The sequence below is a fragment of the Acidisoma cellulosilyticum genome (assembly GCF_020621385.1).
In the GTDB taxonomy this organism is placed as follows: Bacteria; Pseudomonadota; Alphaproteobacteria; order Acetobacterales; family Acetobacteraceae; genus Acidisoma; species Acidisoma cellulosilyticum.
In genome coordinates, this window is sequence record NZ_JAESVA010000007.1 from 25195 (window position 1) to 50762 (window position 25568).

Annotated in this window: 27 protein-coding genes; 13 read left to right on the forward strand and 14 right to left on the reverse strand. The window is 64.0% G+C overall.

Translation table 11 applies throughout. The features are described 5' to 3' along the window. Positions 1–32: 32 nt before the first annotated feature. From ACELLULO517_RS18860 to ACELLULO517_RS18885, 6 genes are all read left to right on the forward strand, one after another. Positions 33–1202, forward strand: a complete 1170-nt coding sequence (locus ACELLULO517_RS18860) for a penicillin-binding protein activator (RefSeq protein WP_227308975.1) — start codon at positions 33–35, stop codon at positions 1200–1202. 77 nt (positions 1203–1279) lie between these two features. Continuing rightward, on the forward strand, positions 1280–2572 hold the full coding sequence (locus ACELLULO517_RS18865) for a sensor histidine kinase (RefSeq protein ID WP_227308976.1): 1293 nt from the start codon (positions 1280–1282) through the stop codon (positions 2570–2572). Between the two features lie 128 nt (positions 2573–2700). Continuing rightward, positions 2701–3267, forward strand: a complete 567-nt coding sequence (locus ACELLULO517_RS18870) for a nucleotide exchange factor GrpE (protein ID WP_227308977.1) — start codon at positions 2701–2703, stop codon at positions 3265–3267. A gap of 162 nt (positions 3268–3429) precedes the next feature. After that, complete coding sequence (gene dnaK / locus ACELLULO517_RS18875) at positions 3430–5358, forward strand: molecular chaperone DnaK (protein WP_227308978.1); 1929 nt, start codon at positions 3430–3432, stop codon at positions 5356–5358. A gap of 156 nt (positions 5359–5514) precedes the next feature. Then, positions 5515–6660, forward strand: a complete 1146-nt coding sequence (gene dnaJ, locus ACELLULO517_RS18880; protein ID WP_227308979.1) for a molecular chaperone DnaJ — start codon at positions 5515–5517, stop codon at positions 6658–6660. Positions 6661–6733: 73 nt separating this feature from the next. Continuing rightward, complete coding sequence (locus tag ACELLULO517_RS18885) at positions 6734–7300, forward strand: RBBP9/YdeN family alpha/beta hydrolase (RefSeq protein ID WP_227308980.1); 567 nt, start codon at positions 6734–6736, stop codon at positions 7298–7300. A gap of 238 nt (positions 7301–7538) precedes the next feature. Here ACELLULO517_RS18885 and ACELLULO517_RS18890 read toward each other — a convergent pair whose 3' ends face one another. Further along, positions 7539–8975, reverse strand: coding sequence for an aldehyde dehydrogenase family protein (locus ACELLULO517_RS18890; RefSeq protein WP_227308981.1), 1437 nt, complete (start codon positions 8973–8975; stop codon positions 7539–7541). A 124-nt stretch (positions 8976–9099) separates the two neighbouring features. Between ACELLULO517_RS18890 and ACELLULO517_RS18895 the strand changes: the two genes are divergently transcribed. Continuing rightward, positions 9100–10497, forward strand: coding sequence for an FAD-binding oxidoreductase (locus ACELLULO517_RS18895; protein WP_227308982.1), 1398 nt, complete (start codon positions 9100–9102; stop codon positions 10495–10497). 122 nt (positions 10498–10619) lie between these two features. On the opposite strand, the gene ACELLULO517_RS18900 is transcribed toward ACELLULO517_RS18895, so the two are convergent. The 5 genes from ACELLULO517_RS18900 to ACELLULO517_RS18925 all read right to left on the reverse strand — a co-directional run bounded on the left by ACELLULO517_RS18900 (position 10620) and on the right by ACELLULO517_RS18925 (position 13551). Further along, positions 10620–10850 (reverse strand): tautomerase family protein, encoded by a 231-nt coding sequence (locus tag ACELLULO517_RS18900; RefSeq protein WP_227308983.1) that lies wholly within the window; start codon positions 10848–10850, stop codon positions 10620–10622. 91 nt (positions 10851–10941) lie between these two features. Beyond that, entirely contained in the window at positions 10942–11583 is a 642-nt protein-coding gene (locus tag ACELLULO517_RS18905; protein ID WP_227308984.1) for a cysteine hydrolase, read from the reverse strand. Between the two features lie 344 nt (positions 11584–11927). After that, a complete protein-coding gene (locus tag ACELLULO517_RS18915) occupies positions 11928–12407 on the reverse strand; it encodes a DUF805 domain-containing protein (protein WP_227308985.1) in 480 nt (159 codons plus the stop codon). Between the two features lie 86 nt (positions 12408–12493). After that, positions 12494–12895, reverse strand: coding sequence for an SHOCT domain-containing protein (locus ACELLULO517_RS18920; protein WP_227308986.1), 402 nt, complete (start codon positions 12893–12895; stop codon positions 12494–12496). Between the two features lie 92 nt (positions 12896–12987). Beyond that, a complete protein-coding gene (locus ACELLULO517_RS18925) occupies positions 12988–13551 on the reverse strand; it encodes a LysR substrate-binding domain-containing protein (protein ID WP_227308987.1) in 564 nt (187 codons plus the stop codon). On the opposite strand from ACELLULO517_RS18925, the gene ACELLULO517_RS18930 reads away from it, so the two are divergent. Then, positions 13523–13936, forward strand: a complete 414-nt coding sequence (locus tag ACELLULO517_RS18930) for an SDR family NAD(P)-dependent oxidoreductase (protein ID WP_264481569.1) — start codon at positions 13523–13525, stop codon at positions 13934–13936. The two genes, ACELLULO517_RS18925 and ACELLULO517_RS18930, sit on opposite strands and share 29 nt — an antisense overlap. A 39-nt stretch (positions 13937–13975) precedes the next feature. Here ACELLULO517_RS18930 and ACELLULO517_RS18935 read toward each other — a convergent pair whose 3' ends face one another. Further along, positions 13976–15208, reverse strand: a complete 1233-nt coding sequence (locus ACELLULO517_RS18935; protein WP_227308988.1) for a M20 family metallo-hydrolase — start codon at positions 15206–15208, stop codon at positions 13976–13978. A 133-nt stretch (positions 15209–15341) separates the two neighbouring features. On the opposite strand from ACELLULO517_RS18935, the gene ACELLULO517_RS18940 reads away from it, so the two are divergent. The 3 genes from ACELLULO517_RS18940 (at position 15342) to ACELLULO517_RS18950 (ending at position 17726) form a co-directional block, all read left to right on the forward strand. Next, positions 15342–15596: a type II toxin-antitoxin system Phd/YefM family antitoxin gene (locus tag ACELLULO517_RS18940; protein WP_227308989.1), complete on the forward strand. Its 255-nt coding sequence runs from the start codon at positions 15342–15344 to the stop codon at positions 15594–15596. Continuing rightward, positions 15593–16015 (forward strand): type II toxin-antitoxin system VapC family toxin, encoded by a 423-nt coding sequence (locus ACELLULO517_RS18945; protein ID WP_227308990.1) that lies wholly within the window; start codon positions 15593–15595, stop codon positions 16013–16015. The genes ACELLULO517_RS18940 and ACELLULO517_RS18945 overlap by 4 nt, the downstream gene beginning before the upstream one ends. Before the next feature lie 88 nt (positions 16016–16103). After that, positions 16104–17726, forward strand: a complete 1623-nt coding sequence (locus ACELLULO517_RS18950; RefSeq protein WP_227308991.1) for an ABC-F family ATP-binding cassette domain-containing protein — start codon at positions 16104–16106, stop codon at positions 17724–17726. Between the two features lie 79 nt (positions 17727–17805). On the opposite strand, the gene ACELLULO517_RS18955 is transcribed toward ACELLULO517_RS18950, so the two are convergent. From ACELLULO517_RS18955 to ACELLULO517_RS18985, 7 genes are all read right to left on the reverse strand, one after another. After that, positions 17806–18249, reverse strand: coding sequence for an acylphosphatase (locus ACELLULO517_RS18955; protein WP_227308992.1), 444 nt, complete (start codon positions 18247–18249; stop codon positions 17806–17808). A gap of 409 nt (positions 18250–18658) precedes the next feature. After that, the gene (locus ACELLULO517_RS18960) at positions 18659–19273 is read right to left on the reverse strand and encodes a phosphoribosyltransferase family protein (RefSeq protein ID WP_227308993.1); all 615 of its coding nucleotides are present in this window, start codon (positions 19271–19273) and stop codon (positions 18659–18661) included. Continuing rightward, positions 19270–20205 (reverse strand): sugar kinase, encoded by a 936-nt coding sequence (locus ACELLULO517_RS18965; RefSeq protein WP_227308994.1) that lies wholly within the window; start codon positions 20203–20205, stop codon positions 19270–19272. The genes ACELLULO517_RS18960 and ACELLULO517_RS18965 overlap by 4 nt, the downstream gene beginning before the upstream one ends. Positions 20206–20226: 21 nt before the next feature. Beyond that, positions 20227–20853, reverse strand: coding sequence for a bifunctional 4-hydroxy-2-oxoglutarate aldolase/2-dehydro-3-deoxy-phosphogluconate aldolase (locus ACELLULO517_RS18970; protein ID WP_227308995.1), 627 nt, complete (start codon positions 20851–20853; stop codon positions 20227–20229). A 32-nt stretch (positions 20854–20885) separates the two neighbouring features. After that, positions 20886–22268 carry a pyridoxal phosphate-dependent decarboxylase family protein gene (locus ACELLULO517_RS18975; protein ID WP_227309189.1) on the reverse strand — a complete coding sequence of 461 codons (1383 nt, stop codon included), beginning with the start codon at positions 22266–22268 and terminating at the stop codon, positions 20886–20888. A 179-nt stretch (positions 22269–22447) separates the two neighbouring features. Then, entirely contained in the window at positions 22448–22642 is a 195-nt protein-coding gene (locus tag ACELLULO517_RS18980; RefSeq protein WP_227308996.1) for a hypothetical protein, read from the reverse strand. Between the two features lie 167 nt (positions 22643–22809). Continuing rightward, positions 22810–23322 (reverse strand): DUF3429 domain-containing protein, encoded by a 513-nt coding sequence (locus tag ACELLULO517_RS18985; RefSeq protein WP_227308997.1) that lies wholly within the window; start codon positions 23320–23322, stop codon positions 22810–22812. 176 nt (positions 23323–23498) lie between these two features. Between ACELLULO517_RS18985 and ACELLULO517_RS18990 the strand changes: the two genes are divergently transcribed. After that, positions 23499–24806: a hemolysin family protein gene (locus tag ACELLULO517_RS18990; protein ID WP_227309190.1), complete on the forward strand. Its 1308-nt coding sequence runs from the start codon at positions 23499–23501 to the stop codon at positions 24804–24806. Further along, positions 24803–25552: an alpha/beta hydrolase gene (locus tag ACELLULO517_RS18995; RefSeq protein ID WP_227308998.1), complete on the forward strand. Its 750-nt coding sequence runs from the start codon at positions 24803–24805 to the stop codon at positions 25550–25552. Before ACELLULO517_RS18990 ends, ACELLULO517_RS18995 begins: the two co-directional genes overlap by 4 nt. The last annotated feature ends 16 nt before the right edge of the window (positions 25553–25568 follow it).

Consider the following 25568-nt stretch of genomic DNA (forward strand, 5'->3'; position numbering starts at 1 on the left):
CGGGCTGCGCTGTACCTTACGGGTCCCCCAGCATGGGCGCGCCCCTTGGTGCGCCGCAAGGTCTGGCGGGCGGCGCGGCGCCGCTGCCAAATCCCGCCGGCAGCCGTGTCGCCATTCTGGCGCCGCTGACCGGGCCTTATGCCGGTGTTGCGACCGAACTCGTCAATGCCGCCAAGCTCGGTCTGGGCGCCACGGGCGCCAGCGGGCTGGACGTGCTCGATACCGGCGGCACGCCGCAGGGCGCGGTCGCGGCGGCGCAGAAGGCGATCGCCGATGGTGCCGGCGTTATCATCGGGCCGCTGACCAATTCCGAGGCCGCCGCCGTCGCCGGCGTGACCGGTCCCGCCCATGTCGATGTGCTGGCGCTGACCTCCGACAGTTCGGTGGCAAAGCCCGGCCTTTGGGCGTTGGGCATCACGCCTGCCGAACAGGTGCGGGCCTTGACGGAGGCGGCGAGCACGCAGGGCCATGGCCAATTGGCCGCATTGCTGCCGGAAAATCCGCTGGGTGACGCCATGGGCCGCGCCTTGCAGAGCGCGGGTGGTGGCGGGCAGGTGCAGACCTATGCTTCCGGCAGCTTCTCCTCGATGAATGCCGCTTTGCGCAGCTTGTCCGACTATGCCGGCCGCCGTGGGCCGATCGACGCGCAGATCAAATCGCTGCGCGGGTCGCATACGGTGGATGGCCGCCGCGAGGCCGCCAAGCTGGCGCGGACGCCCATCCCTCCGCCGCCCTTCCAGGCATTGCTGGTGGCCGAGACCGGCAGCGGGTTGGGCGAACTCGCGTCACTGATGCCCTATTACGACGTCAATCCCGGCCCGGTTCTGGTGCTGGGGCCCGGCCTTTGGGCAGCCAATCCGGCCGCCGTCGCTGCTGCCGGCTTCCGTGGCGCGCTTTATGCCGCGCCCGATCCGGCGACGGCCGCGAGCTTCCAGTCCAGCTACGCCCAGGCCTATGGCGGGCCGCCTTCGAACATCGCCGCGATCGCTTTCGATGCCGGGGCGATTGCCCGCGTGACGACGCAGAACGGGCAGATCAATCAGGCGGCGCTGACCAACCCGTCCGGTTTTGCCGGGGCCGATGGTCTGGTGGCGCTGGGCGCCGATGGGTCGGTCAAGCGCGGGCTGGCTGTCTTCCAGGTCTCCCAGGACGGTGCGCAGATCGTGCAGCCGGCGCCCACATCCTTCGCCCCGGGAAGCTGATCCACCATCCATGACCGCCAGCGCCTGCAGAGTATTGTTTGATGGATGATTTGCGGGCGCCCGGTCTAGGCCGGTGGATGCTGCTGATTCTGGTCGTGCCGGTGCTCGGCCAGCTTCTGATGGTGATCGCGGGGACGGCCCCGCTGGATGTCGTCCTCATCCTGATACTGGTCGAGATGCTGGCGGCCATGGTCGTCGCTTTTCTGTGGCGCCAGGATCTGGAGCGGCTGCGGTGTGTCGTGACCGGTGAGCCGACCGATCCGCCGCGCCTGCCCGAGATCGAGCGGGTCGGCACCTTCCTCGGCCAGGCGGTGATCCGGACGCGGGAACGTCTGGCGCTGCTGGAAGTCCAGCTTGGTGCCGAACAGGCGATCCTGGAGCATCTGCCCGAGCCGCTGCTGCTGGTGACGGCGGATGGCACGGTGCAGCGAACCAATGAGGCGGCGCGGCAGACCGTCGGTGCCGATACCGCCGCCGTCCTGCGCCATCCGCTGCTGCGCGGCGCCATTGACCGCGCGCTGGCGACCAGCACGCCGCAGGCGGCTGATCTGCTGTTCGCCGCCCCGGTGACGCGCGAAATCCACGCCATGGTGACGCCGCTGGATGCTGGGCTGTTCGAGGAACGTCATGTCTCCGTCCTGCTGGTCGATCACACGCGGGAGCGTGCGGTCGAACGCATGCGCGCCGATTTCGTGGCCAATGCCAGCCATGAGCTGCGCACGCCCTTGGCGAGCCTGATCGGCTTCGTCGAAACCCTGCAGGGACCGGCCAAGGACGATCTGCCGGCGCGGGAACGGTTTCTGGACATCATGGCCCAGCAGGCCGCGCGCATGAACCGGCTGATCGACGATCTGCTCAGCCTGTCGCGGATCGAGCTGTCCGAGCATCAACCGCCGCAGGGCAAGATCCAGTTCAGCGAGCTGATCGAGCGGACGCTGGCGGCTTTCGAGCCGCGCATCGTCGCCCGTGGGGTCAGGCTCGATTTGCGTCTGGCCGATCTGCCGCCGGTCGCGGGCGACGTCGATCAGATGGCGCAGGTGCTGAGCAATCTGTTCGACAATGCCCTGAAATACGGTCGCGAAGGTGGCGTCATTACCCTGACGGTCGAGGCGGTCGCCGGCTTGCCTTGGCCGACCCGCCCTGGCGTGGTGATGGTGGTGGCCGATGACGGTGCGGGTATCCCGAAAGCCCATCTGCCGCGCCTGACCGAGCGTTTCTATCGGGTGGACAAGGGGCGGTCGCGCGCTGTCGGCGGCACCGGCCTTGGCCTTGCCATCGTCAAGCACATCGTGAACCGCCATCGCGGCCAGTTGACGATCACCAGCGAAGAAGGCCAGGGCACCCGTTTCAGCGTCTGGCTGCCGCGATGACGGCCTATCGTCAGGCTGCAGTCTGATGCGAGACGGTTGACGAAATTCGAGCCATGCGTATCTGGCAGCTCGCAATTTCGTGTATCCGGCGCTTGCACGGTGCCTTTCTCAAACCTAAGTCAGGGGCCATGACCGAAACCGACAAAACCCATTCGAACCCGGCTGACGAAGCGGACCTCTCCATGGCCGCTGAAGACGCGGAGCTTTCCCTGGAAGATCGCCTTGCCGCCGTCGAGGCGGAGCGCGATGAGATGCGCAACAACTGGATGCGATCCGAGGCCGAGATGGCCAATCTCCGCACCCGCACCAAGCGCGAGGTCGAGGATGCGCGGCTTTTCGCCGTGCAGAAATTCGCGAAAGATGTCGTCGAAGTGGCTGAGAACCTCAAGCGCGGCCTGACCAGCCTGCCGCCGCGCGCCGAGGGCGAGGCCGAGATCACCGGCAAGCTGCGCGACGGCTTTGAGGGCATCGAGCGCAGCTTCGTGGCGACGCTGGAACGCAACGGTGTGCAGATGGATGATCCGACCGGCAAGCTGTTCGATCCCAATCTGCATCAGGCGATGGGCGAGCAGGAAACTACGGAGCATCCGCCCGGCACCATCGTGCAGGCCTGGACCCAGGCCTGGACGCTGAACGGGCGTCTGCTGCGTCCGGCCATGGTTGTCGTCGCCAAGGCGCCGGCCGAGCAGGCCTGAGGCCTTATTTTATCGAAACGCGGCCATTCCAGGGTGATGCCCAAATTTTGGGCAGCATCTTCTTGTCTTGGCAATGTCGCGAAGCTATCTAGGTTAAAGTTATTCCCAAGGGGGGCACCGATGCTTCGGGTCGGCTGCCCCCGCTTATAAAGGAGACTAAGCATGAGCAAGGTCATCGGTATCGACCTCGGCACAACCAATTCCTGCGTCGCGATCATGGAGGGCAAGGATGTCCGCGTGATCGAGAATAGCGAAGGTGCCCGCACGACGCCGTCCATGGTCGCCATCACCGAAGGCGGTGAGCGTCTGGTCGGCCAGGCTGCCAAGCGCCAGGCGGTCACCAACCCGACCAATACCCTTTACGCCGTGAAGCGCCTCATCGGCCGCCGCTTTGAAGATCCGTTGGTTTCGAAGGATAAGGGCCTGGTGCCCTATGCCATCGTCAAAGGTGACAATGGCGACGCCTGGGTTGAGTCCCGCGGCGAGAAATACGCGCCGAGCCAGGTGTCCGCGTTCATCCTCACCAAGATGAAGGAAACGGCGGAAGCCTATCTGGGCGAGACCGTCACCCAGGCCGTCATCACCGTTCCGGCCTATTTCAATGACGCCCAGCGTCAGGCGACCAAGGATGCCGGCCGCATCGCCGGGCTTGAAGTCCTGCGCATCATCAACGAGCCGACGGCCGCTGCCCTTGCTTACGGCATGGACAAGAAGTCCGCCGGCACCATCGCGGTCTATGACCTCGGCGGCGGCACCTTCGACGTGTCCGTGCTCGAAATCGGCGACGGCGTCTTCGAAGTGAAGAGCACCAACGGCGACACCTTCCTGGGTGGTGAGGATTTCGATATCCGCATCATCGACTATCTGGCCGATGAGTTCCGCAAGGAAAACGGCATCGACCTGCGCAAGGACAAGCTGGCCCTTCAGCGCCTGAAGGAAGCCGCTGAAAAGGCGAAGATCGAACTCTCCTCCGCCAAGGAGACCGAGATCAACCTGCCCTTCATCACTGCCGACGCCTCCGGCCCCAAGCACTTGGTCCTCAAGCTGTCCCGCGCAAAGCTGGAAAGCCTGGTCGACGACCTGATCCAGCGCACGCTGGAACCCTGCCGCGCCGCGCTGAAGGATGCCGGTGTGACCGCCGGTGAAGTCGACGAAGTGATCCTGGTCGGCGGCATGACCCGCATGCCCAAGGTCATCGAAGCCGTGAAGCAGTTCTTCGGCAAGGACCCGGCCCGCAACGTGAACCCGGACGAAGTGGTCGCCATCGGCGCCGCCGTTCAGGGTGCGGTTCTGCGCGGCGACGTGAAGGACGTGCTGCTGCTGGACGTGACGCCGCTGTCGCTGGGCATCGAGACGCTGGGTGGCGTCTTTACCCGCCTGATCGACCGCAACACCACGATCCCGACCAAGAAAAGCCAGACCTTCTCGACCGCCGAAGACAACCAGACGGCCGTGACCATCAAGGTCTATCAGGGCGAGCGTGAGATGGCGGCCGATAACAAGGCGCTGGGCCAGTTCGACCTCGTCGGTCTGCCGCCCGCCCCGCGCGGCGTGCCGCAGGTGGAAGTGACCTTCGACATCGACGCCAACGGCATCGTGTCGGTCTCGGCCAAGGACAAGGCGACCGGCAAGGAGCAGCAGATCCGCATCCAGGCTTCCGGTGGTCTGTCGGACGCCGATATCCAGAACATGGTGCGCGAAGCGGAAGCGAATGCGGCGACCGATAAGGAACGCCGCGCCTTCGTCGAAAGCCGCAACCAGCTGGAAGGCCTGATCCATCAGACCGAGAAGGCTTTGTCGGAAGGCGGGGACAAGATCTCGGCCCAGGATAAGGGTGAGGCGGAATCCGCGATCGCGGCAGCCCGCACGGCGATGGAAGGCACGGATACCGCCGCGCTGACTGCCGCCAGCGAGCGTCTGACCCAGATCGCCATGCGCGTCGGCGAGGCGATGTACAAGGCGCAGGCCGAAGCCGGCGCGGCGCCGGGTGGCGAAGCGCCGGGTGCGGCCGGTGGCAGCGCCGGTCCGAATGGCGAGCACGTGGTCGACGCGGAATTCGAGGAAATCGACGACAAGAAGAAGTCGTCCTGATCCGTCCGGTTTACGGATTAGCATCTCTGTGACGTGAGAGACGCCTGCGCTTCATCTGAGGCGCAGGCGTCTTCCTTGCATGGGGATCGGTTAGACAGGTGGCTGACCCAGAGGCAAGGGACAGCGCCGCGGCCGCTGAAGGGCTGAGGGCATTCGATGGCGAAGAACGACTATTACGCGACCTTGGGCACGGCCCGCGACGCAAGCGCGGACGACCTCAAGAAGGCCTATCGCAAGCAGGCGATGCAGTTTCATCCGGATCGCAATCCGGGCGACAAGGCGGCCGAGGCCAAGTTCAAGGAAGTGAACGAGGCGTACGAGGTTCTGAAGGACGAGCAGAAGCGCGCGGCCTATGACCGCTACGGCCATGCCGCTTTCGAGAATGGCGGCGCGGGCGCGGGCGGCTTCGACTTCTCGCAGGCCGGTGGCCTGGGCGATATCTTCGACCAGATGTTCGGCGACTTCATGGGCGGCCGACGCGGCGGTGGCGGCGGACGAGCGACGCGTGTCGGCGGCGATATCCGCGCCAATATCGAGATCGATCTCACGGAAGCCTTCTTCGGCACCAAGGCGACGATCAAGGTGCAGACGCGGGTCAATTGCGACGCCTGCGACGGCACCGGGTCGGAAGGCAAGGACCGCGCGGCCAGCGATACCTGCACGACCTGCGGCGGCATGGGCAAGGTCCGCGCTCAACAGGGTTTCTTCCTCGTCGAGCGCAGCTGCCCGACCTGCGGCGGCACCGGCCGCGTCATCCGCAATCCCTGCCGCGTCTGCCATGGCGCGGCGACTGTGCCGCGCGAGCGCAGCCTGCAGATCACCGTGCCGTCGGGCGTGGAGGACGGTACACGCATCCGTCTGACCGGCGAGGGTGAGGCCGCCGGCGCCGGCGGGCAGGCCGGCGATCTCTATGTCCATATCGCGATCCGGCCGCATCAGATCTTTCAACGTGACGGCGCGACCATTCTGTGCCGCGTGCCGCTGCGCATTTCCCAGGCAGCACTGGGCGGCGAGATCGAAGTGCCGGTCATCGACGGTAGTCGCGCCAAGGTGAAGATCCCGGCCGGCACGCAAAGTGGGGAACAGTTCCGCCTGCGCTCCAAGGGCTTCTCGGTTCTGCGCAGCGCCGCGCGAGGCGACATGTATATTCAGGTCGCGGTGGAAACCCCGCAGCACCTGACCCGCCGCCAGCGCGAGCTGCTGGAGGAGTTCGAGCAGGAAGCGACGCAGCATGCCAAGGGCAGCCCCGAGGCCGAAGGCTTCTTCGCCAAGATGAAGGAATTCTTCGACGGCAAGAGCTGAGCCTATCCGTGCTCCCGCCGGTTGACCGGCGGGAGCAAGGGCGCACGAGCTGACACTGCCTGGAGAGTTGCCGTTGAGGGCCATCATACTGCACGGGGCCCATGGCGGGCCCGACACGAACTGGTTCCCTTGGCTGCATGCGGGGCTTGAGGCCGAGGGCATCGCGGTCCTGCGCCCTCGCTTCCCTACCCCCGAAGGGCAATCGCTGGCGGCCTGGCTCGACGTCTTTGACAGGACGCTTGAACCCTTGGCTGCCGCGCAGACCGTGCTTGTCGGGCATAGTCTGGGCGCGGCCTTCGCGCTGCGCCTGGTGGAACGCGCAGCCGCGCCGATCGCCGGATTGTTTCTGGCGGCAGGTTTCGCCGGCGCTTTGGGCCTGCCGGACTATGACCCGATCAATCAGTCTTTCTTCGCGTCTGAGTTCGACTGGCCGGGTATTCGCGCGCGCAAGGGCGCGGCGTGCCGCTGCTGGGCGGCCGACGATGACCCCTATGTGCCCCTCGCCCGCTCGCAGGAGATCGCGACCCGGCTGGCGGCACCGCTCGACATCATCCCGGGCGGCGGGCATCTCAACGCCGAGACGGGTTTTACGACCTTTCCCGCCATGCGGGATGCCATTCTCGCGGCCCGATCCGCTTAGGACAAAAAAAGGGCGCCGCGCGGCGCCCTTTTTTTGTTTTGAGCCTGTCAGATTTAGGTGGAAACGCCGCCAAATCCGTCGCCCGCGGCCTTGTGCCGCGGGTCTACCCATTCAGGCGCCCAGACACCGATGTGGCGCCGCGGCGGGTAGGTCCGGGACGCGCAGTCCGCGCAACAAGTGCGCGGATGACGAATTTATCTATTAAAACCTGACGACCTCCAGACCAGGATGGATCAGATCAGTCGGCGGCTTCGCCGTAGCCGACGATGCCCTTGATCTCCGTGAAATCGTCCAGGCCCCAATGGGACCATTCACGGCCGTTGCCGGACTGCTTGAATCCACCGAAAGGCGCGGAAATCGTGGTCGGCGGCGCATTGATATAGACCGTGCCTGCCCGCATGCGGTTGGCGACGCGGCGCGCCTTTTCCACATCTTCCGACTGCACATAGGCAGCGAGGCCGTAGATGGTGTTGTTGCCTTCCGCGATCGCGCCTTCTTCCGTGTCATAGGGCATGATCGACAGCACCGGCCCGAAGATCTCCTCCTTCGCGATCCGCATCTCAGGCGTCACATTCGCGAAAACCGTCGGGCGGACGTAATAGCCCTTCGAGAGCCCGTCCGGCAGGCCGGGGCCGCCGGCGACCAGTTCCGCACCCTCGTCGATACCTGACTGGATGAGGTTCTGGATCTTGTCGAACTGAACCTTGCTGACGACCGGCCCGAGGTTGGAATTCTCGCTGCGCGGATCGCCGACCGTGAAATTGCCGGCCGCCGTGCGGGCGATTTCCACCACTTCCGCGTGACGGTCGCGGGGGACGAACATGCGCGACGGCGCATTGCAGCTTTGGCCGCTATTGCTGAACATATTGGCGATGCCTTCCGGCACGCGGCGCGAGAAATCGGCCTCGGGCAGCAGGATGTTCGGGGACTTGCCGCCGAGTTCCTGATGCACGCGCTTGACGGTCTCGGCGGCGGCCTTGGCGACCAGGATGCCGGCGCGGGTCGAGCCGGTGAAGGACATCATGTCCACTTCGGGATGGGAGGAGAGTGCGGCGCCGACCACGGCGCCTTCACCGTTCACCATGTTGTAGACGCCCTTCGGCACGCCGACGTCATGCATGATCTCGGAGAAGATGATGCCGGTGATGGGCGCGATTTCGGAGGGTTTCAGCACCATGGTGCAGCCGGCGGCGATGGCCGGGCCGACCTTGCAGGTGATCTGGTTCAGCGGCCAGTTCCACGGCGTGATCATGCCGACGACGCCGATGGCCTCGCGGCTGATCTGCATGCCGCCTTCCATATAGGAGAAGCGGTAGTCCTTCATGACCCGCACCATTTCGCGCAGATGCGCCTGACCGATCCAGGCCTGGGCAGAACGCGCGAAGGCGAGCGGCGCGCCCATTTCCATCGACACCGCCTGGGCGATATCCTCATAGCGGCGGTCGTATTCGGCCAGGATCGCTTCCAGCAGTTCCAGCCGCTCGGCCGGCGAGGTGCGGGAGAAGCTGTCGAAGGCGGCGCGAGCGGCTGTGGCCGCGCGCTCGACATCGGCGACGGACCCGCCGGAGATCTGGGTGAAGACTTCCTCGGTCGAAGGATCGACAACATCGATCGGCTTAGGCGTGATCGGATCGACCCAGGCACCGTCGATATAGAATTTCAAATGGTTGCTCATGGCGGCCTCCGCAGATCGGCTGTTGTGTGTTTTCCGATCATCGCTTTCATTTGCCTGCCCGGCAACTCCCCCACTCTGCGGGCTGCCGGCCGAAACCTGCCATCGCCTGAGGAGAGCCGAACCCATGCGCCAAGATGTGATCGACAGCCTTGTCTCGGAGGCGACGGCTTTCATGGGCAGCCGTATCACCACCAATGTGACCGTGCGCGATCAGCATAGCCATGGCGAGGGTTCCTTCCCGCCCGGCCAGCCGGACGCCGTCGCTTTTGCCGAGACGACGGAGGAAGTGTCCAAGCTCGTGGCGCTCGCCCACGCCCGCGCGCTGCCTGTCATCGCCTTCGGCACCGGGACCTCGCTGGAAGGGCATGTGAATGCCGTCCAGGGCGGGCTGACCATCGACCTCTCCCGCATGGACCGCATTCTGGAGGTCAATCCGGATGACATGGATTGCCGGATCGAGGCCGGTGTGGTGCGCAGCAAGCTGAACGAATATCTGCGCGATCAAGGCCTGTTCATGCCGATCGATCCGGGGGCCGATGCCTCCATCGGCGGCATGTGCGCGACCCGCGCATCCGGCACCAATGCCGTGCGCTACGGCACCATTCGCGACAATGTCCTGGGGCTGACGGTCGTGATGGCGGACGGTCGCGTCATCAAGACCGGCGGGCGCGTGCGCAAATCCTCCACCGGCTATGACCTGACCCGGCTGTTCATCGGGTCCGAAGGTACGCTCGGCATCATCACCGAAATCCAGCTGCGGCTGCACGGCATTCCGGAGGCGATTTCATCGGCGACGTGCCAATTCACCGATATGGCCAGCGCCGTGCAGACCGTGATCGAGGTCATGCAGGCGGGCATCCCGATCGCGCGGATCGAGCTGCTGGACGAGGTGCAGATGGAAGCCTGCATCGCCTATTCCAAACTGACCGGGTTCGAGGTTCTGCCGGCCCTGTTCTTTGAGTTTCACGGCACCCAGGCCGGCGTGCGGGAGCAGGCGGAATTGGCCGAAAGCATTGCGCGTGACAATGGCGGCCGCGCTTTTGCCTGGGCGACCGACACGGAGGCGCGCAACAAGCTGTGGAAGGCGCGCCACGATGCCTATTGGGCCTGCCGTGCCATGCGCCCGACCTATGGCGCTTTGATCACGGATACCATCGTGCCGGTCTCCAAACTTGCCGAGGCGGTGCTGGGCGTGAAGGAAGACGTGGCGGAATCCGGCCTGCTGGCGCCCATGGTGGGGCATGTTGGCGACGGCAATTTCCACACCGTTATTCTCGTCCCGCCGGAGCCTGACGGGCTGGCGCGCGCCTGGGCGCTGGACCGCAAGATCGTCGCGCGCGGCCTGGCGTTGGGCGGGTCCTGCTCGGGCGAGCATGGCGTGGGCGGCGGCAAGCGTGGTTTCCTTGTCACCGAACATGGTGAGGAAACCATCGAGGTGATGCGCATGGTCAAGGCCGCCCTTGACCCCAGCGGCATCCTCAACCCCGGCAAGCTGCTGCCGGATCGGGTCGGGACGAATTGAGACGGCGGTAGACTGGCCATCCGCATCTTCTCGCCGTCGTCCTCGTCTTCTTTTTGTCGTCTTCTTTTTGTCTTCCGCGCACGTGTTGCGCGGATCTGCCCTTTCGAGCAGAAGCGACTCTCTCAACCCGGCGTATAGCCGGGTTTTTTGTACAGCGTCTCGGGCCTGTCCGTAATCTCGGGCTTGAAGACCTTATCGGCCCAGTCACCCTGCTCGAATTCCTCGATACTGACGGAGACGAGGTCTTCCGACAGATGGGCCGAGGACGCGATGGCGGCCGTCACCGCCGCCGTAATCTCCTGTTTCAGTTGTTCGGAACGCCCGGTGGTGAGTTTGACGATGACATGCGGCATTGTTGTTTTTCCTTGGCCAAGCGGCGGCAGATTATCCCTAATCTATCAGCGTGCGGGGAGCATGGGCTGCTTGGCTCAGCAGCCTGCAGCCCTATCGGCCATAACCGCGGGAGGCATCAGTTGCGCTGTCCTCGCCAGTCAGCTCGGCCAGGAAGACGTCATGCGTCATGGGACGTGAGAACATGGGGTAATTCTTGTCGATCGAAAAACGCTGTTCTTCGTCGCTGACCGTCGCTGTGCAGTCGGTCAGCGTGACCACGTCGAAGCCTTTCTCATAGCCGGTCCGCATCGTCGATTCGACGCAGCAATTGGTGAGGAAGCCGCCAAGTGCCAAGGTTTTGATGCCGCGCGCACGCAGGATGAAATCGAGATTGGTGCTGGCAAAGACGTCAAGACCACGCTTGCCCTCGATCACGATATCCTGCGCCTCGGGTGTCAGAACGTCCAGGATCTCGGCCCCCCAACTGCCCTGGCGAAAAGCTTTGGTATCGACCACGCCTTTGAGAATGCCATAGGGGGTGGGACTAAGCTCGCGATAATCGTCGGTGAAAGAGATCGGCGCGAAAATGATCAGTGCGCCGCTGTCGCGCGCCTGCTTGACCAGCGACACCGTATTGCCGAGCATGCCGGTACTCTGCATCACCGGCTTCACCGCCTCATGCAGGGCGCCGCCTTCGGTGGTAAAATCATTCTGATATTCGATAAGGACCAAGGCGGTCGTTTCGGGGGACATCGGACGGCTCCTGTTTTTCTTTTTCCGGATGCATTCCGGGATTTCTGATTTCTTGGAAGCTCACCGCTAGCTTAGCGCATTCCGAAGAAATGAGAAATCCGGTCCGGGTCTTGCCAGGAAAAGGCCGTATGGATCGCCCGATATCCGGGTTACCTTGCCCAGTTGCGCGCCGTTGCCTCTGAAGGCGGCGCTGGCCGATTGGTGCGAGCCCTTCGCGGGCTATCACCTTTACTACCCCAGCCGAAGGCAGCCTTCGCCCGCGTTTTCGCTGCTGGTGGAGCGGTTAAGGTTTCGCGGGTAGTGTTTTGGTGTCAGTGGGCGCCGTGTGGGTGGAAACGCGCCGCCTATAGAAGGGCCGCTTTCTTCATCTGGAATTCCGCCTCGGTCAACACGCCCTTGTCTCTAAGCACGGCCAGCTTCTCGATCTGCTCCAGGTTGTCGAATCCGGTCGCACGCCCCATGGACGCGTTACCCACGAATTCGGAGGCAGGTTTCGGGCAGCGACCGAAGCGGTTTGCGGACGGGTCGCTGTCCTGTGCCCAGAAGATGATGTTTGCAATCGGCAGCAAGGTCCACCAGCCGGACCGGTTCGTATCATGAAGCCGTCTGACGCAGACTGCGAAATAAGGAAAAATCAGCGCAAGGCTGAGGATGCCACTGGGCAAGCGATTGCCGATGCCGACACTGATGGCGCTGACGAAAGTACTCACGATCGTATGAAAAAGCATGAAATACCAGAACTCCCGGCGGCGCGACCTGCCCTGGAATTCCGCATATCGCTTTATGGCGAGGAGAAACCAATCAAAGCCGTTGTTAGGCTGCATATTGACTTAAGCCCTTGCTTGCGTTGATTAAGCATTTTTGCCTAATACTGGGTCAGGACACGGGTCTTTTTGCTTTTGCCGGCAGATTACAAGCTGCCCATATAGACCAGTCCGGACAAACCAGTCAGAACCAGAGCAATGATTGGCAAAATGACATTGGCGCCAGCCCGGCTTAAAAGCCAAATAGAGTGAGGAATCAGCCAAAGGCAGAATAAAATGATCATGCCTAGCGCTGTTTGAAGGTCATCCTGCGACACATGATCAGGAGACAGCAGGCCGACACTAATCAAAAAGAGAATCACCGCACCGATCAGCAAGGATACACCCTGCCCCAGCCTGGGGTTAGGAGTCTGGGCTGATAAGCCGCGCGAAGATGTCTCTTGACTCAGAATTTCAATCTTCTTCCGTTCATATTCGTATTCCGTCAAAACACCCCTGGATTTCAGGTTATGGAGGCGTTGAAGAGCATCAAGATCCGATTGGTGCATCGCTCCACTCCGTATGACCGGTCAGCGGACTATGGAACGCCAATTCATAACGTTTAAATAACGTATAGATTGATTTTTTGTAAGAATCGCCTCTATCCGAACAAGCCGGCTGCTTCGACGACCTTCACCATATGCTCGATGAAAGTCCTGACCCGGCGGGGGACCTGGGCGCCGCCGAGATGGATTGCATGGACGGCCTCGCGGTCGCCCGCATTGAAGGTTTCCAACACCGGTACCAGAGTGCCGCGCGCGATATCATCCGTCACATGCCAGCGGCCGAGCCGGGCCAGGCCAACACCGGCCAGCGCCATCTGTCGCAGCGTCTCCCCGTTATTCACCTGAACCGGCCCGCTGATCGGCACTTCAACCAAGGTACCTTCCTGGCGGAAAGGCCAGCCGATGCGCGAGCGGCGGAAGTTGAAGGTGATGCAATCATGATCACGCAACGCGGCCGGCACCTCGGGCATGCCGCGACGCGCCAGATAGGCGGGTGACGCCACAATGACCCGCGCGCTCTCACCCAGTTTGCGCGCGGTCAGTGCGCTATCCGGCAGATCGCCCATACGGAAGGCGATATCGGCCTTCTGCGCCAGCAGATTGACGATATCTTCCGTGAAACTGAGATCGATGCTGGAGCGGAATGATGGTCGCGTCATCTTCATCTCCAGCGAGACCGGTCTCGCCGTCGATCCAAGCATGATCCATTACGGCATGACGAAGACAGCGCAATTGTCGATCGCGCGCGGCCTGGCCGGGCTGACGCGCGGTACCGCCGTCACCGTCAATTCCGTCATGCCGGGGCCGACGCGGTCTGACGGGATCGTCGATTTTCTGAAGAGCGTTTCCACTAATCCGGATGCGACACCAGCGGAAGCCGAGGCCGAATTCTTTGCCGGTGCGCGGTCAGGCTCGCTATTGCAGCGGATGATCGAGCCGGAGGAGATCGCCTCCATGGTCACCTATCTCACGAGCCCCTTGTCAGCCGCCACCAACGGTGCCGCTATCCGCGTCGAAGGTGGATTGATCAATTCCTTGTCTTAATGCGGAGACGGGCGGGCCGCAAAGCCCGCCCGTCAAGAATCAGGTGCGATTGGCGCGGCGCAGAACGGCATGCATCAACACCTCCGCCCCCGCCGCGCAATGGTCGGGTGACGTGTATTCGTAGTCGCTATGCGAAATGCCGTCCCGGCTCGGCACGAAGATCAGCGCCGTCGGGCAGATCGGGCCCATGCTGAGCGCGTCATGCCCGGTATTGGCGGAAAGCCGCATGACGGAATGGCCGAGATCCTTCGACACATCCTCGATCAGCGTCACCATCTCCTCGGGGAAGATCACCGGTTCGCGGGTTGCATCGGCGCGGATAGTGAAGGTCAGACCCATCTCCGTGCCGATGCTGTCCAGCGCCGCCAGAATCTGCCCGCGCAGGGCCAGCATTTTTTCTTTCTGGGGTTCGACCATCATGACGGAGAAGGTCGTGCGGTGCGGGACATTGACGCGGTTGTTCGGCCAAACGTCGAGCTGAGAGACGGCCGCACGGCTTTCCAGCGTGGTCGCGATCCGCTCGATCTCCACCAGCGCCTTGGCCGACCCCAGCAGGGCATTGCGCTGGGTCGCGAAATGCGTCGCCTGGGTATGGCCGTTGGCGCCCAGGCATTCGACGGTGATGTAGACGAGGTAATTGCTGTGGGAGACGGCGGCGATGGTCGTGCCGGTGCGTTCCAGTTCCGGCCCCTGTTCGACATGCAGTTCGACATAGCTGTCGATCTCCCGGCCGCCGACGGGCTCCTCACCCAGATAGCGGATGCGCTTCAGCGCCGCGCCGAAGCTATCGCCCGCGCGATCCTGCGCGGCGTGGGCGGCCTCCAGCGTCACGGCGCCGGCGAAGACGCCGGACCCCATCAGGCCGGGGGCGAAGCGCGCGCCCTCCTCATTCGTCCAGTTCACGATCTCGATGGCACGGCGGGTCCGGGTGCCGGTGCGGCCGATGGCGCGGGCGGCTTCCAGCGCGGCCAGCACGCCGAGCGGGCCGTCGAACTTGCCGCCAGGGGATTGGGTGTCGAGATGGCTGCCCATCAGCACCGGCGGCAGGCTGGGGTCAGCCCCTTCCAGCCGCGCGAACATATTGCCCATGGCATCGACGCGGACCGTGAAACCGGCATCCTCGCACCACAGCCGGAACAGGTTGCGGGCAGCGGCGTCAGCCTCCGTCAAGCTCAGCCGGTCGCAGCCGCCCTGGGCCGTCGCACCCAGGCAAGCCAAGGCCATGAGGTCCTGCCACAGCTGGTCCGGGTTGATTTTCGGTGCGTTGCTCATCCTGCTGTCCCTATCCGTATGGCCCAGGACTAGCATGCTGCACCTGCGAAGCAAGCCGGCCTTGGGCGGATAGTTTTGACCTTTTGTGACAAAAGTAGTAACATTTATACATACAACGAATGGGTGGCGGACCATGAGCATCACCACGCTATCGAGCCGGGAATTCAATCAGGATACGAGCCGCGCCAAGAAAGCGGCGGCCGAAGGTCCCGTTTTCATTACGGATCGCGGGCGGCCGGCCCATGTGCTTCTCAGTATCGAGGCTTACCAGCGACTGACCAGCCGACGGACCAACCTGGCAGATGCACTGGCTATGCCCGACCTTGCCGATATCGAGGAGGATTTTCCGCCGTCGCGTTCTTTGTCGCGGGCGGCTGACTTTTCGTGACGTTTCTTCTCGATACCAATGTGATCTCCGAACTCCGCAAGGTCGGAGATGGCAGGGCCGACGCCCGTGTTGTGGCCTGGATTGAGGCGGTCGACGCGGGCGCCTGCTATCTGTCGGTCATCACGGTGATGGAGTTGGAGTTGGGTATTGCGCGGGTGCAACGGCGCGATCAGACCCAGGCGGCCAGGCTGCGCCGCTGGGTGGATGAGCTTGTCTTGCCCGAATTCGCAGGGCGCATTCTGTCGATCGATATGGCGGTCGCGGTGCGCTGTGCGCATCTTCATGTGCCGGACCCGCGCCCCGAACGGGATGGCTATATCGCGGCAACGGCGCTTGTGCATGGCATGACCGTCATTACGCGCAATACGGCCGATTATGTGCCGACCGGTGTGACGCTTCTCAATCCCTGGACGCATTAGACGAAAGCGGGGACGGCGGTTCCGCTCTTGCCCGGCATGCGCTAGACCCCCGGCGACTGCCGAAAGCCGCCCGAGGACCTGACCGCCCATGATCCGCCTGGACAATATCAGCAAGCAGAACGGCCAGCGCCTGGTCTTCATTGAGGCCTCTGCCGCCCTGCAGAAGGGCGAGAAGATCGGCCTGGTCGGCCCCAATGGCGCCGGCAAGACGACGCTGTTCCGCATCATCACGCGTGAGGAGGAGCCGGACGAGGGTCAGGTTCTGGTCGAGCGGGGTGTCACCATCGGCTTCTTCAGCCAGGATGTGGGTGAGATGGCGGGGCGTAGCGCGGTCTCGGAAGTCATGGACGGGGCCGGCGACGTCAGCACCGTCGCGGCAGAGCTATCCGAACTCGAAACCGCGATGGCGGACCCCGACAAAATGGACCAGCTCGACGAGATTCTGGAGCGGTTCGGCGAGGTGCAGGCCCGGTTCGAGGAATTGGGCGGCTATGCGTTGGATGCCCGCGCCCGCGAAGTGCTGCACGGATTGGGTTTCAGCCAAGAGATGATGGACGGCGACGTCAGCCGCCTCTCGGGCGGCTGGAAGATGCGCGTAGCCTTGGGCCGCATTCTGCTGATGCGCCCCGATGTCATGCTGCTGGATGAGCCGTCGAACCATCTGGACCTGGAAAGCCTGATCTGGCTGGAACAGTTCCTGGCCAGTTATGACGGCGCGCTGCTGATGACCTCGCATGACCGCGCCTTCATGAATCGTGTCATCAACCGGGTGATCGAGATCGACGGCGGCAATCTGACGGTCTTTTCCGGCGACTACGAATTCTACGAGCAGCAGCGGGCGCTGAACGAAAAGCACCAGCAGGCGCAGTTCGAGCGGCAGCAGGCGATGCTGGCCAAGGAAATCAACTTCATCGAGCGCTTCAAGGCCCGCGCGTCCCACGCCGCCCAGGTGCAGAGCCGGGTGAAGAAGCTCGATAAGATCGAGCGGGTCGAGCCGCCGAAGCGCCGCCAGACCATGGTGTTTGAGTTTGCAACCCCGCCGCGCTCGGGCGAGGACGTCGCCAACCTCAAAGGCGTGCACAAGCGCTACGGCAATCGCGTGATCTATGAGGGGCTGGACCTGATGGTCCGCCGGCGCGAGCGCTGCTGCGTATTGGGCGTAAACGGCGCCGGCAAATCGACGCTGCTGAAGCTCGTCACGGGCTCCACCACGCCGGATGAGGGCACCGTGACCCTCGGGGCGAGCGTGAAGATGGGCTATTTCGCGCAGCATGCGATGGATCTGCTGGACGGGGAGCGGACGGTGTTCGAGACGCTGGTCGATACCTTTCCGCAGGCGGGGCAAGGCGCGCTGCGGTCGCTCGCCGGTGGTTTCGGCTTTTCCGGCGATGAGGTCGAGAAGCGATGCCGCGTGCTGTCAGGCGGCGAGAAGGCCAGGCTGGTGATGGCGCTGATGCTGTATGATCCGCCGAATTTCCTGGTCCTGGATGAGCCGACGAACCATCTGGATATCGGGACCAAGGAAATGCTGATTTCCGTGCTCGCGCAATATGAAGGCACGATGCTGTTCGTGTCCCATGACCGGCATTTCCTGGCGGCCTTGTCCAACCGCGTTCTGGAACTGACGCCGGAGGGCGTTCATTACTACGGCGGCGGTTATACGGAATATGTGGCACGGACCGGACAAGAAGCGCCGGGGCTGCACGTATGAAAGCCGTTTGACAGTCACCTTTGTTTCGTCAAGCCCGAGGGTAGCGATTATGGGGCGGCTGCTTAACGTGTTTCGCTGATCAGCGCTTCGCGTTCAGCTTCTTCAGATCGTCCCGGTCGAGCGCGCCTTCCAGGATTTTATGCCACTCGGCCTCCGCCTCTTCCGGCGTAATCTTGTCGTCATCCTTCCGGAGGGTGAAAATCAGCGTGTAGGGGGTGGTGATCTGACGGCGGCACGAGGTCCAGCCGATGATCGTGAATGTCTCAAGGTGAGGCTGGATCTCGGCAGGTTTCGTCTCGATCGTAAGACCGGAGGATTCCTCCGTTCCCGCGCGCAGAGCGTCGATCGCCTTGTCGATTCGTTTCCCGCGGCCCTGCAGAGTGACCTTGACGATGTTGTTCGCATCGTTCTCGGCCGATCCGGAGAGATTGTAGGCGATGGCCTGTTTCATGACAGCGGCGCGGAAGCCGACCCCCTCGTCGTCTCCGGTGACGATCGCCTGGATGGCTTCTTTCTTGCTCATAACCCTGCCTTTTACCTTGCTTTATTCTGATTACCGGAGCGGGGCTCATCCTATCAGGAATTTGTTCTGAAATCGAATTTTTATCTGAAGGCAGCCGCGAGGGCGTTTCTTGCTCGCTTACGCTCACAGATGCCGCTCTAGATTATTGTTTTTGCGAGCATCTTCATACAGTCAGATCATCCCATCTGACTGTGATCTGCTCTAGAGTCTGTCAGGTTTTAATAGATAATTTGTCATCCGCGCACTTGTTGCGCGGACTGCGCGCCCCGGACCTACCCGCCGCGGCGCCCAGCCGGCCGATTGCTTGCTCCGCCGGGTAGATGCGCGGGTCGGGGTGCGGCCGGCTAGGCCCGCGCACGACAGATTTTTTGGCGTTTCCAACTAAACCTGACGGACTCTAGACTTCCGATTAAAGCGTCTCGGGAATCGCGATGGCCTCGCCACCCTCGATCCGAAAGACCGGGATATGGCCAAGTCCCTTGACGAGACCGGCATCCGCGCCGAGGGATGCTTCCCAGTCATGCCCCTCGGTCAGAATGACGCCGATGCCGACGATCTCGGCGCCCGCGCGGCGCAGCAGGCGCAGCATGGCGGCCAGGCTCGACCCGGTTGATGCGACATCGTCGACCACGAAGACACGACGGCCCGCGAGCAGCGGCAAGGCGCGCTTGTCCAGCATCAGCGTCTGCACACCGTGGGAGGTGACGGAGGTGACGCTTTCGCGCAGCGCATCCGCCAGATGGATCTTTGGCGACTTCTGCAGAATGACATAGTCATCCAGACCCAAGGCCCGCGTGACTTCGATGGCGACGGGAATGCCCAAAGTCGCTGGCCCCACCACGATATCCGGCGCCTGCGGCCGGGCGAGATCAGCGAGTGCCGCGCCGATGCGCGCACCGAAGGCGACCCCGCGATCGATCACCATCAGCAATGCGATGGCGACCGCCTCATTCAGCGCGATGACCGGCAGCTTTTCGTCGATACCGGCGATGGTGACGGTGTGGAATTCGGGGGAGAGGCTCATCGGTTGCGCATCGCCATGGCGGCCCAGACTTCCGGGGCGCGCGGGATAGGGCCGATGGCGCCATAGCCGGTGGTGGAGATGGCGGCGGCGGCGGCGGCGTAATGGGCCGCATCCTCGGGGCTTTCGCCCTTCAGCAGCCGGGCGATGACGGCACCGCAAAAAGTGTCGCCGGCGCCGGTCGCGTCTACGGGTGCCGCCGGGAAAGGCGCGATGCGCGTGCGGCCCTCGGGCGTGCCGAGATAGACGCCTTCGCTGCCCATTTTGAGGAGCACGAGGCCCGGGCCGAGGCCGAGATAGAAATCGAGCACCGCGTCCGGGTCCGTCAGGCCCGTCAGCGCCCGCGCGTCATCCAGGCCCGGCAGCGCGATATCGGCCTCACCGACAGCGGCATGGATGATGGCGGCGGCGCGGCGCGGCGCCCAAAGCGCCGGGCGGTAATTGGTGTCATAGGCGATGGCGACGCCGCTGGCCCGCGCGACGGTGAAGGCATGAAACACGGCATCCGAGGCTGAATCGGAAATGCCGTGGCTGATGCCGCTCGCGAACAGGATGCGGGCTTCGGCGATGGCCTTTTCAGGAATATCGGCGGGCGTCAGGGCGGAAGCGGCCGAGCCTTTGCGGTGATAGTTGAAGCGATGGCCTTGGGCGCCATGCGTCACGAAATAAACGCCGGTCGGGTGAGTCGCCGAGCGTTTCACGTGTGACGCGTCGACGCCTTCTTCCTTCCACAGCGCGAGCAGGGCCTCACCGGCCGGGTCCTGCCCAACCGCCGAGATATAGCCGGCCGAAATGCCCTGGCGGGCGGCCGAGACTGCGACATTGGAGGTGTCGCCGCCGTAACCCTGCTGATACAGGACGCGGCCATCCGGCAGCGCGGGCTGCTGGTTGAATTCCAGCATCGGTTCGCCGATGCAGAGTAGTTCGGCCGCCATCCTGTCCGCTCCCTCTAGCCGTCAGTTCTTGGCGAGAATCTGCTGGGCGACCGCCAGCACCGCTGCCTTGTCATTCGCGGCGACCAGGCTTTCGTCGACCAGCTTGCCGCCCATGCCGACGAAGGATGCACCGGCAGAGAGATAGGCGTCCAGATTGCTGGGATCGACGCCGCCCGTGGGGCAAAAAACAACGCCGGGGAAGACGCTCGCCAGCGCTTTCACGTGGGCAGGGCCGCCGGCCGAGGCCGCGGGGAAGATCTTCACCACCTCGGCCCCGGCCTTCAGGGCCGCGCGGACCTCGGTCGGCGTGGTGGCGCCGGACATCAGGATCGCGCCGGCCGCGCGGCAAGGGGCAACGAGATCGGGATCGACCCATGGGGAGACGACGAAGCGCGCGCCGGCCCGCAGGCAGGTTTCGGCCGTCGCCGCGTCCGGCACAGTGCCGGCACCGACCAGCAGCGAAGGATCGGAGGCGAGTTCGCGGATCAGCGCCGGGGCATCCGGGATCGTCATGGTGATCTCGAAAATGCGCAGGCCGGCATCATGGAGCCAGCGCACGGCGGTTGCCGCATGAGCCGCGTTTTTCATGCGCACAACAGGAACGACCCTTGCGGCTTTAAGCTGCCCGATCAGGGGATGTGCGCTCATCAGATTGTCCTCGTCCTATTCGAATGCTGCGATCAAACCGCTTGTGACACGGCCGCCCGCGCCGCCGCCAGCAGCGCATCGACCAGCGCATCGGCGTCTTCGGCCCGGCTGCGGTGGTTCACGAAAGCCGCGCGGATGGCGAGATGGCCGCCGATGGTGGTGGTCGACGGGGCGGCGAGCCCGGCTTCCTGGACATCGGCGACGATCGTCGCATTCAGCGCGTCCAGGCTGTCGGCCGGGGCCGCGCGATAGCGGAAGCAGACGATATTGAGCGGCACGGGGGCGAGCAGTTCGAGCGCCGGCTCGCGGGCGATGCGCGCGGCCAGATGGCCCGCGACGGCGCAGCTTTGTTCCGCCACCGCGCCCAGGCGATCGGCGCCGAAGACCTGCAGCGCGAACCAGAGTTTCAGCGCGCGGAAGCCGCGTGACAGGTCCGGCCCGAGATCGGCCGGCCAGGGCGCATTGCCGGACAGGCCGCGGTCGGTCGCCGTGAGATAGGCGGCCGGGCTTGCGAAGGTCGCGATCTGATCGGCCTGGTCGCGCACCAGGATACAGCCGGCGTCATAGGGCGCCTGCGCCCATTTGTGGAAATCGAAAGCGATGGAGCGCGCGCGCTCCATGCCCGCGACCTTCGGGCTGAGTTGGGGCGACAGGGCCGCGAGCGCCCCGAAGGCGCCATCGACATGGAACCATAGGTTTTCTATGGCCGCGATGTCGGCAATGGCATTGAGATCATCGAAGGCGCCGATATCGACGGAGCCGGCGGTACCGATGACCAGGAAAGGCGTGAAGCCCGCAGCGCGGTCGGCGGCGATGGCATGGCGCAGGGCATCGAGGTCCATGCCGAAATCAGGCCCGACCGGAATCTGGCGCAGCGCGTCACTGCCGATCCCGGCCATATCCAGCGCATCCGGCACGCAGCGGTGAACCCCGGTGGAGGCGTAGGCGGTGAGCCGCGCGTCACCAAGACCGGTGCGGCGGCTGTCCTGACCCAGCGCCGTGCGTCGCGCCATCAGCACCGCGATGAAATTCGCCATGGAACTGCCGGTGACGAGTAATCCGCCGGCGGTTTCCGGCAGGCCGAAGGCCGTGCTGGCCCAGCGGATGACCTGCCGCTCCGCCTCGATCGGCGCATGGTCGCGCCCGCCGAGATTGGCGTTGAGACCGCCGGCCAGCATTTCGGCCAGCATGCCGAGCGGCGTGCCGCCGCCATGCACCCAGCCCATGAAACGGGGATGCGTATTGCCGGTGCTATAGGGGAGGATGCTTTGCCGGAATCGGTCATAGACGTCTTCGGCGGCAGCACCTTCCACGGCCAGAGGCTGGCGGAAATTATCGCGCAGGTCGGGCGGCAAAGGCTGCCAGACGGGCTGATTACGCCGGTCGCGCAGATGATCGACCATATCGTCGAGCATGCGATGGCCGAGGGCGCGGAAAGCATCCCAATCATCGGGATCGAGATCGCGCGCCTGATCGGCCAGAGTGGAATGGGTCGGAAAATCGTTCACGCGCTGCCTTTATCTGGCGGGGAAAGCGCGTTCAGAAAACCCCCTGTCGCCGATCCGTCAAGCGGTCATCGGCAGCGCAGGCGTGGTTAGCAGCGGCCACCCCAGGCGCCGACCCATTGCTGATCCCGATGCAGGCCGCCGATATCAAGCCCGGTCCGGCCGAAGGTCTCAAAACCTGCAAAGTCACGGTCATCCGTCTTATCGGCCTCAATGGCCAGGGGCGCCGGCGGAGGGCGATGGCTGGCAACAAGGCCGAGGCGGGCTGCAATAGTCTGGAACATAATGTCGCACCACTTTCGTCGTGTTCGTGGCCCAATTAAGACATAATTGAGCCACAATCGCTATCACGAGCCGGTGATGTTTCGGCGGTTTCGATCACGAATTGCGTCACAATTGTGGCGCCACCCTGAATCGGCGCCGCAATTGGCGGGGTTTTGGGGCGGCAGGGTCAGAGAATGATGCGGGCGCCGGAGAGGCGCAGCACCAGCACCGTGACCAGAAGAGCGACCACGATGACGGTCAGAATCCAGCGCAGCCACAGATAGGTGCCCGGCACCCAGCCCCGCCGATGCGCGCCGTGTTCCGCGATATTGGTCGCCAGAAAGCCGGCGATCAGCACACAGAGGGCGATGGCCGGCGCCGGCACCAGAAAACCGATGAGCAGCGCCGCCCAGCCGATCAAGGCTGGCACCACGCCGAGCACCAGCCTTGGCCGATGCGCTGGGTCCTGGCTGCGCGGCAGCGGGGCGAGCCCCGCGAGCGATTGCGGCGGCTCGGTGAGCGCGAAGCCCCAATGCACGGCGCCGAGGAAGGACAGGATGACGGCGCTATAGGTCAAAAGGGCGGTCATCGCCTGGGCGTCGGACGGGCTGCGCCAGGCCGAGGCCAGATAGGCCGTGACGAAAAAAGGCAGCAGACCCAGAAAGCCGAGCAGCAAAACCATGGGGGCGGGGGCGCGCATGCGGTCTTCCTTATGTGATCCGACGATGAGGCCGAGATGTCTCGGAACGAGTGGCAGTTCTGTGGCAACGAGAGGCTTATCGGAATAACGGCTGGAGATGGTTTCGTCCTCCTGCTCTAACATGGGATATGGGCCGATTTTCGGCTTGTGACAGCGGAGGCGCGTAAGGCGTGGAGATCTCGATAGAGGCGATCGGCATTCTGGTGCTGATCCTGATCAATGGCCTCTTTGCCTGCAGTGAGCTTGCCCTTGTCTCAGCCCGGCGGGCGCGCCTGGCCGTGCTGGAACGCAAGGGCGTGGCGGGCGCGGCCGTCGCGCGCAAGCTGGCTGAAAATCCGCATATCTTTCTGCCCACGGTGCAGGTGGGCATCACGCTGGTCAGCGTCATCACCGGCATGTTCAGCGGCGAGCGCATAACGGGCGATGTGGAACATGCGCTGATCCATGTCGGTGTGCCGGTGCGTTTCGCCTATGGCACCGCCTTCTTCGTGACGGTGGTCTTGATCACCTTCCTGACCATGGTGCTGGGCGAGTTGGTGCCGAAACAGCTGGCGCTGCGCCGGCCGGAAATGGTCGCGGCCCGCGCGGCGCCGATGCTGATCGTCATCGCGCGCGTGACGAAGCCCGCCGTCTGGCTGCTGAGCAAGACCTCCGCCGGTATTTTGAGCCTGTTCGGCGTCACCGGCACGCGGCCGGATCATCCGAGCGAGGAGGAGCTGAAGGCGCTGCTGGCGGAAAGCACCCAGTCGGGCGTGCTGGACAGCGAAGAGAAGCTGATGATCGAGCGGGTGCTGCGCCTGGCCGATAAGCCGGTGCGCGCCATCATGACGCCGCGCCCGGAAATCGCCTGGATCGACCGCTCGGCGCCCTTGCCCGAGATGATCGCGCGGCTGCGCGGCAGCCCCCATTCGCGCTTCGTGGTCGGCGACGGGTCGGTGGATAATGCCATCGGCATCGTGCTGGCCAAGAACCTGCTGGATCAATTGCTGGCGGGCGGCAGCGTCAGCGTGGATGACGCGGTTCTGCAGCCGATGATCGTGCCGGATGCGATCTCGGCGCTGGACGCTTTCGAGCGGTTGAAGGGCGACGCCAATGGCATGGCCTTCGTTATCGACGAATATGGCAGTTTCGAAGGGCTGATCACGGCCGCCGATATGCTGGAGGCGATCGTCGGCGATGTTGACGAGAATGTCACCGATCACGGCCCCGGCCATGTCGGCAAGGCCGAGGAATCGAGTTTTGCGCTCGACGGGCTGATGCCGTTGGACGAGCTGATGGAGAAACTGTCCATCAGTCAGGTGCCGGCCCAGGGCACCTATCACACCGCCGCCGGTCTTATCCTGGCGCTGCTGCGCCGCGTGCCGCAGGTCGGCGACCGTATCGTTTTCAGCGGCTGGCGGTTCGAGGTTCTGGCCATGGACGGCAGGCGCGTCGACCGGCTGACGGCCGATCGCGAAACCGATGGTGCGGAGACGACAGAGTGAGCGAAGAGAGTGGCGTTCTCGTCCGGGCCGATGGGGTGGGGCTGGCCTGGAAGCGTATACCTGGCCTTGGACCGACGATCGTTTTCCTGCCCGGATTCCGCAGCGACATGGAAGGCAGCAAGGCGGTTTTCCTCGCGGGCTTTGCGGCGGAGCAGGGCCAGGCGATGCTGCGGCTGGATTATTCCGGCCATGGCGTCAGTGGCGGCCGCTTCGAGGACGGCAGCATCGGGCTGTGGACGGCGGACGCCTTGGCGGTGATCGACGCCGAGACGGAAGGGCCGCTGATCCTGGTCGGCTCCTCCATGGGCGGATGGATCGGCCTCAATATCGCGCTCGCCCGGCCGGATCGGGTCATCGGCTATATCGGTATTGCGGCGGCGCCCGATTTCACGGAGACGCTGATCTGGGGGCAGATGCCGCCGGCCATTCAGGAAAAACTGATGGCGGAGGGCGTTGTCTATGCGCCCTCCGACTACGGCGAGCCGCTGCCCTTGACGCGGAGGCTGATCGAAGACGGCCGCCGCCACCTGTTGCTGGGCGATACCATTGCGCTGACCTGTCCGCTGCGGCTGTTGCAAGGGCAGCAGGATCCGGACGTGCCCTGGCAGACGGCGCTGACCATCGCGGAGAAGGTCGAAAGCACAGATGTGCGCGTTGTTCTGATCAAGGACGGCGACCACCGCCTGTCGCGGGAGTCTGATCTGGCGTTGTTGAAGCAAGCGGTGGTGGAATTGCTGCCCGTTTGATTGGGCAGACAATCGG

Bases quoted from the DNA above. Each gene is read 5' to 3' on its own strand.
- ACELLULO517_RS18860 (WP_227308975.1), top strand. From the start codon at position 33: ATGGGCGCGCCCCTTGGTGCGCCGCAAGGTCTGGCGGGCGGCGCGGCG.
- ACELLULO517_RS18865 (WP_227308976.1), top strand. From the start codon at position 1,280: ATGCTGCTGATTCTGGTCGTGCCGGTGCTCGGCCAGCTTCTGATGGTG.
- ACELLULO517_RS18870 (WP_227308977.1), top strand. From the start codon at position 2,701: ATGACCGAAACCGACAAAACCCATTCGAACCCGGCTGACGAAGCGGAC.
- dnaK (WP_227308978.1), top strand. From the start codon at position 3,430: ATGAGCAAGGTCATCGGTATCGACCTCGGCACAACCAATTCCTGCGTC.
- dnaJ (WP_227308979.1), top strand. From the start codon at position 5,515: ATGGCGAAGAACGACTATTACGCGACCTTGGGCACGGCCCGCGACGCA.
- ACELLULO517_RS18890 (WP_227308981.1), bottom strand. From the start codon at position 8,975: ATGAGCAACCATTTGAAATTCTATATCGACGGTGCCTGGGTCGATCCG.
- ACELLULO517_RS18895 (WP_227308982.1), top strand. From the start codon at position 9,100: ATGCGCCAAGATGTGATCGACAGCCTTGTCTCGGAGGCGACGGCTTTC.
- ACELLULO517_RS18900 (WP_227308983.1), bottom strand. From the start codon at position 10,850: ATGCCGCATGTCATCGTCAAACTCACCACCGGGCGTTCCGAACAACTG.
- ACELLULO517_RS18905 (WP_227308984.1), bottom strand. From the start codon at position 11,583: ATGTCCCCCGAAACGACCGCCTTGGTCCTTATCGAATATCAGAATGAT.
- ACELLULO517_RS18915 (WP_227308985.1), bottom strand. From the start codon at position 12,407: ATGCAGCCTAACAACGGCTTTGATTGGTTTCTCCTCGCCATAAAGCGA.
- ACELLULO517_RS18920 (WP_227308986.1), bottom strand. From the start codon at position 12,895: ATGCACCAATCGGATCTTGATGCTCTTCAACGCCTCCATAACCTGAAA.
- ACELLULO517_RS18930 (WP_264481569.1), top strand. From the start codon at position 13,523: ATGCTGGAGCGGAATGATGGTCGCGTCATCTTCATCTCCAGCGAGACC.
- ACELLULO517_RS18925 (WP_227308987.1), bottom strand. From the start codon at position 13,551: ATGACGCGACCATCATTCCGCTCCAGCATCGATCTCAGTTTCACGGAA.
- ACELLULO517_RS18935 (WP_227308988.1), bottom strand. From the start codon at position 15,208: ATGAGCAACGCACCGAAAATCAACCCGGACCAGCTGTGGCAGGACCTC.
- ACELLULO517_RS18940 (WP_227308989.1), top strand. From the start codon at position 15,342: ATGAGCATCACCACGCTATCGAGCCGGGAATTCAATCAGGATACGAGC.
- ACELLULO517_RS18950 (WP_227308991.1), top strand. From the start codon at position 16,104: ATGATCCGCCTGGACAATATCAGCAAGCAGAACGGCCAGCGCCTGGTC.
- ACELLULO517_RS18955 (WP_227308992.1), bottom strand. From the start codon at position 18,249: ATGAGCAAGAAAGAAGCCATCCAGGCGATCGTCACCGGAGACGACGAG.
- ACELLULO517_RS18960 (WP_227308993.1), bottom strand. From the start codon at position 19,273: ATGAGCCTCTCCCCCGAATTCCACACCGTCACCATCGCCGGTATCGAC.
- ACELLULO517_RS18965 (WP_227308994.1), bottom strand. From the start codon at position 20,205: ATGGCGGCCGAACTACTCTGCATCGGCGAACCGATGCTGGAATTCAAC.
- ACELLULO517_RS18970 (WP_227308995.1), bottom strand. From the start codon at position 20,853: ATGAGCGCACATCCCCTGATCGGGCAGCTTAAAGCCGCAAGGGTCGTT.
- ACELLULO517_RS18975 (WP_227309189.1), bottom strand. From the start codon at position 22,268: ATGCTCGACGATATGGTCGATCATCTGCGCGACCGGCGTAATCAGCCC.
- ACELLULO517_RS18980 (WP_227308996.1), bottom strand. From the start codon at position 22,642: ATGTTCCAGACTATTGCAGCCCGCCTCGGCCTTGTTGCCAGCCATCGC.
- ACELLULO517_RS18985 (WP_227308997.1), bottom strand. From the start codon at position 23,322: ATGCGCGCCCCCGCCCCCATGGTTTTGCTGCTCGGCTTTCTGGGTCTG.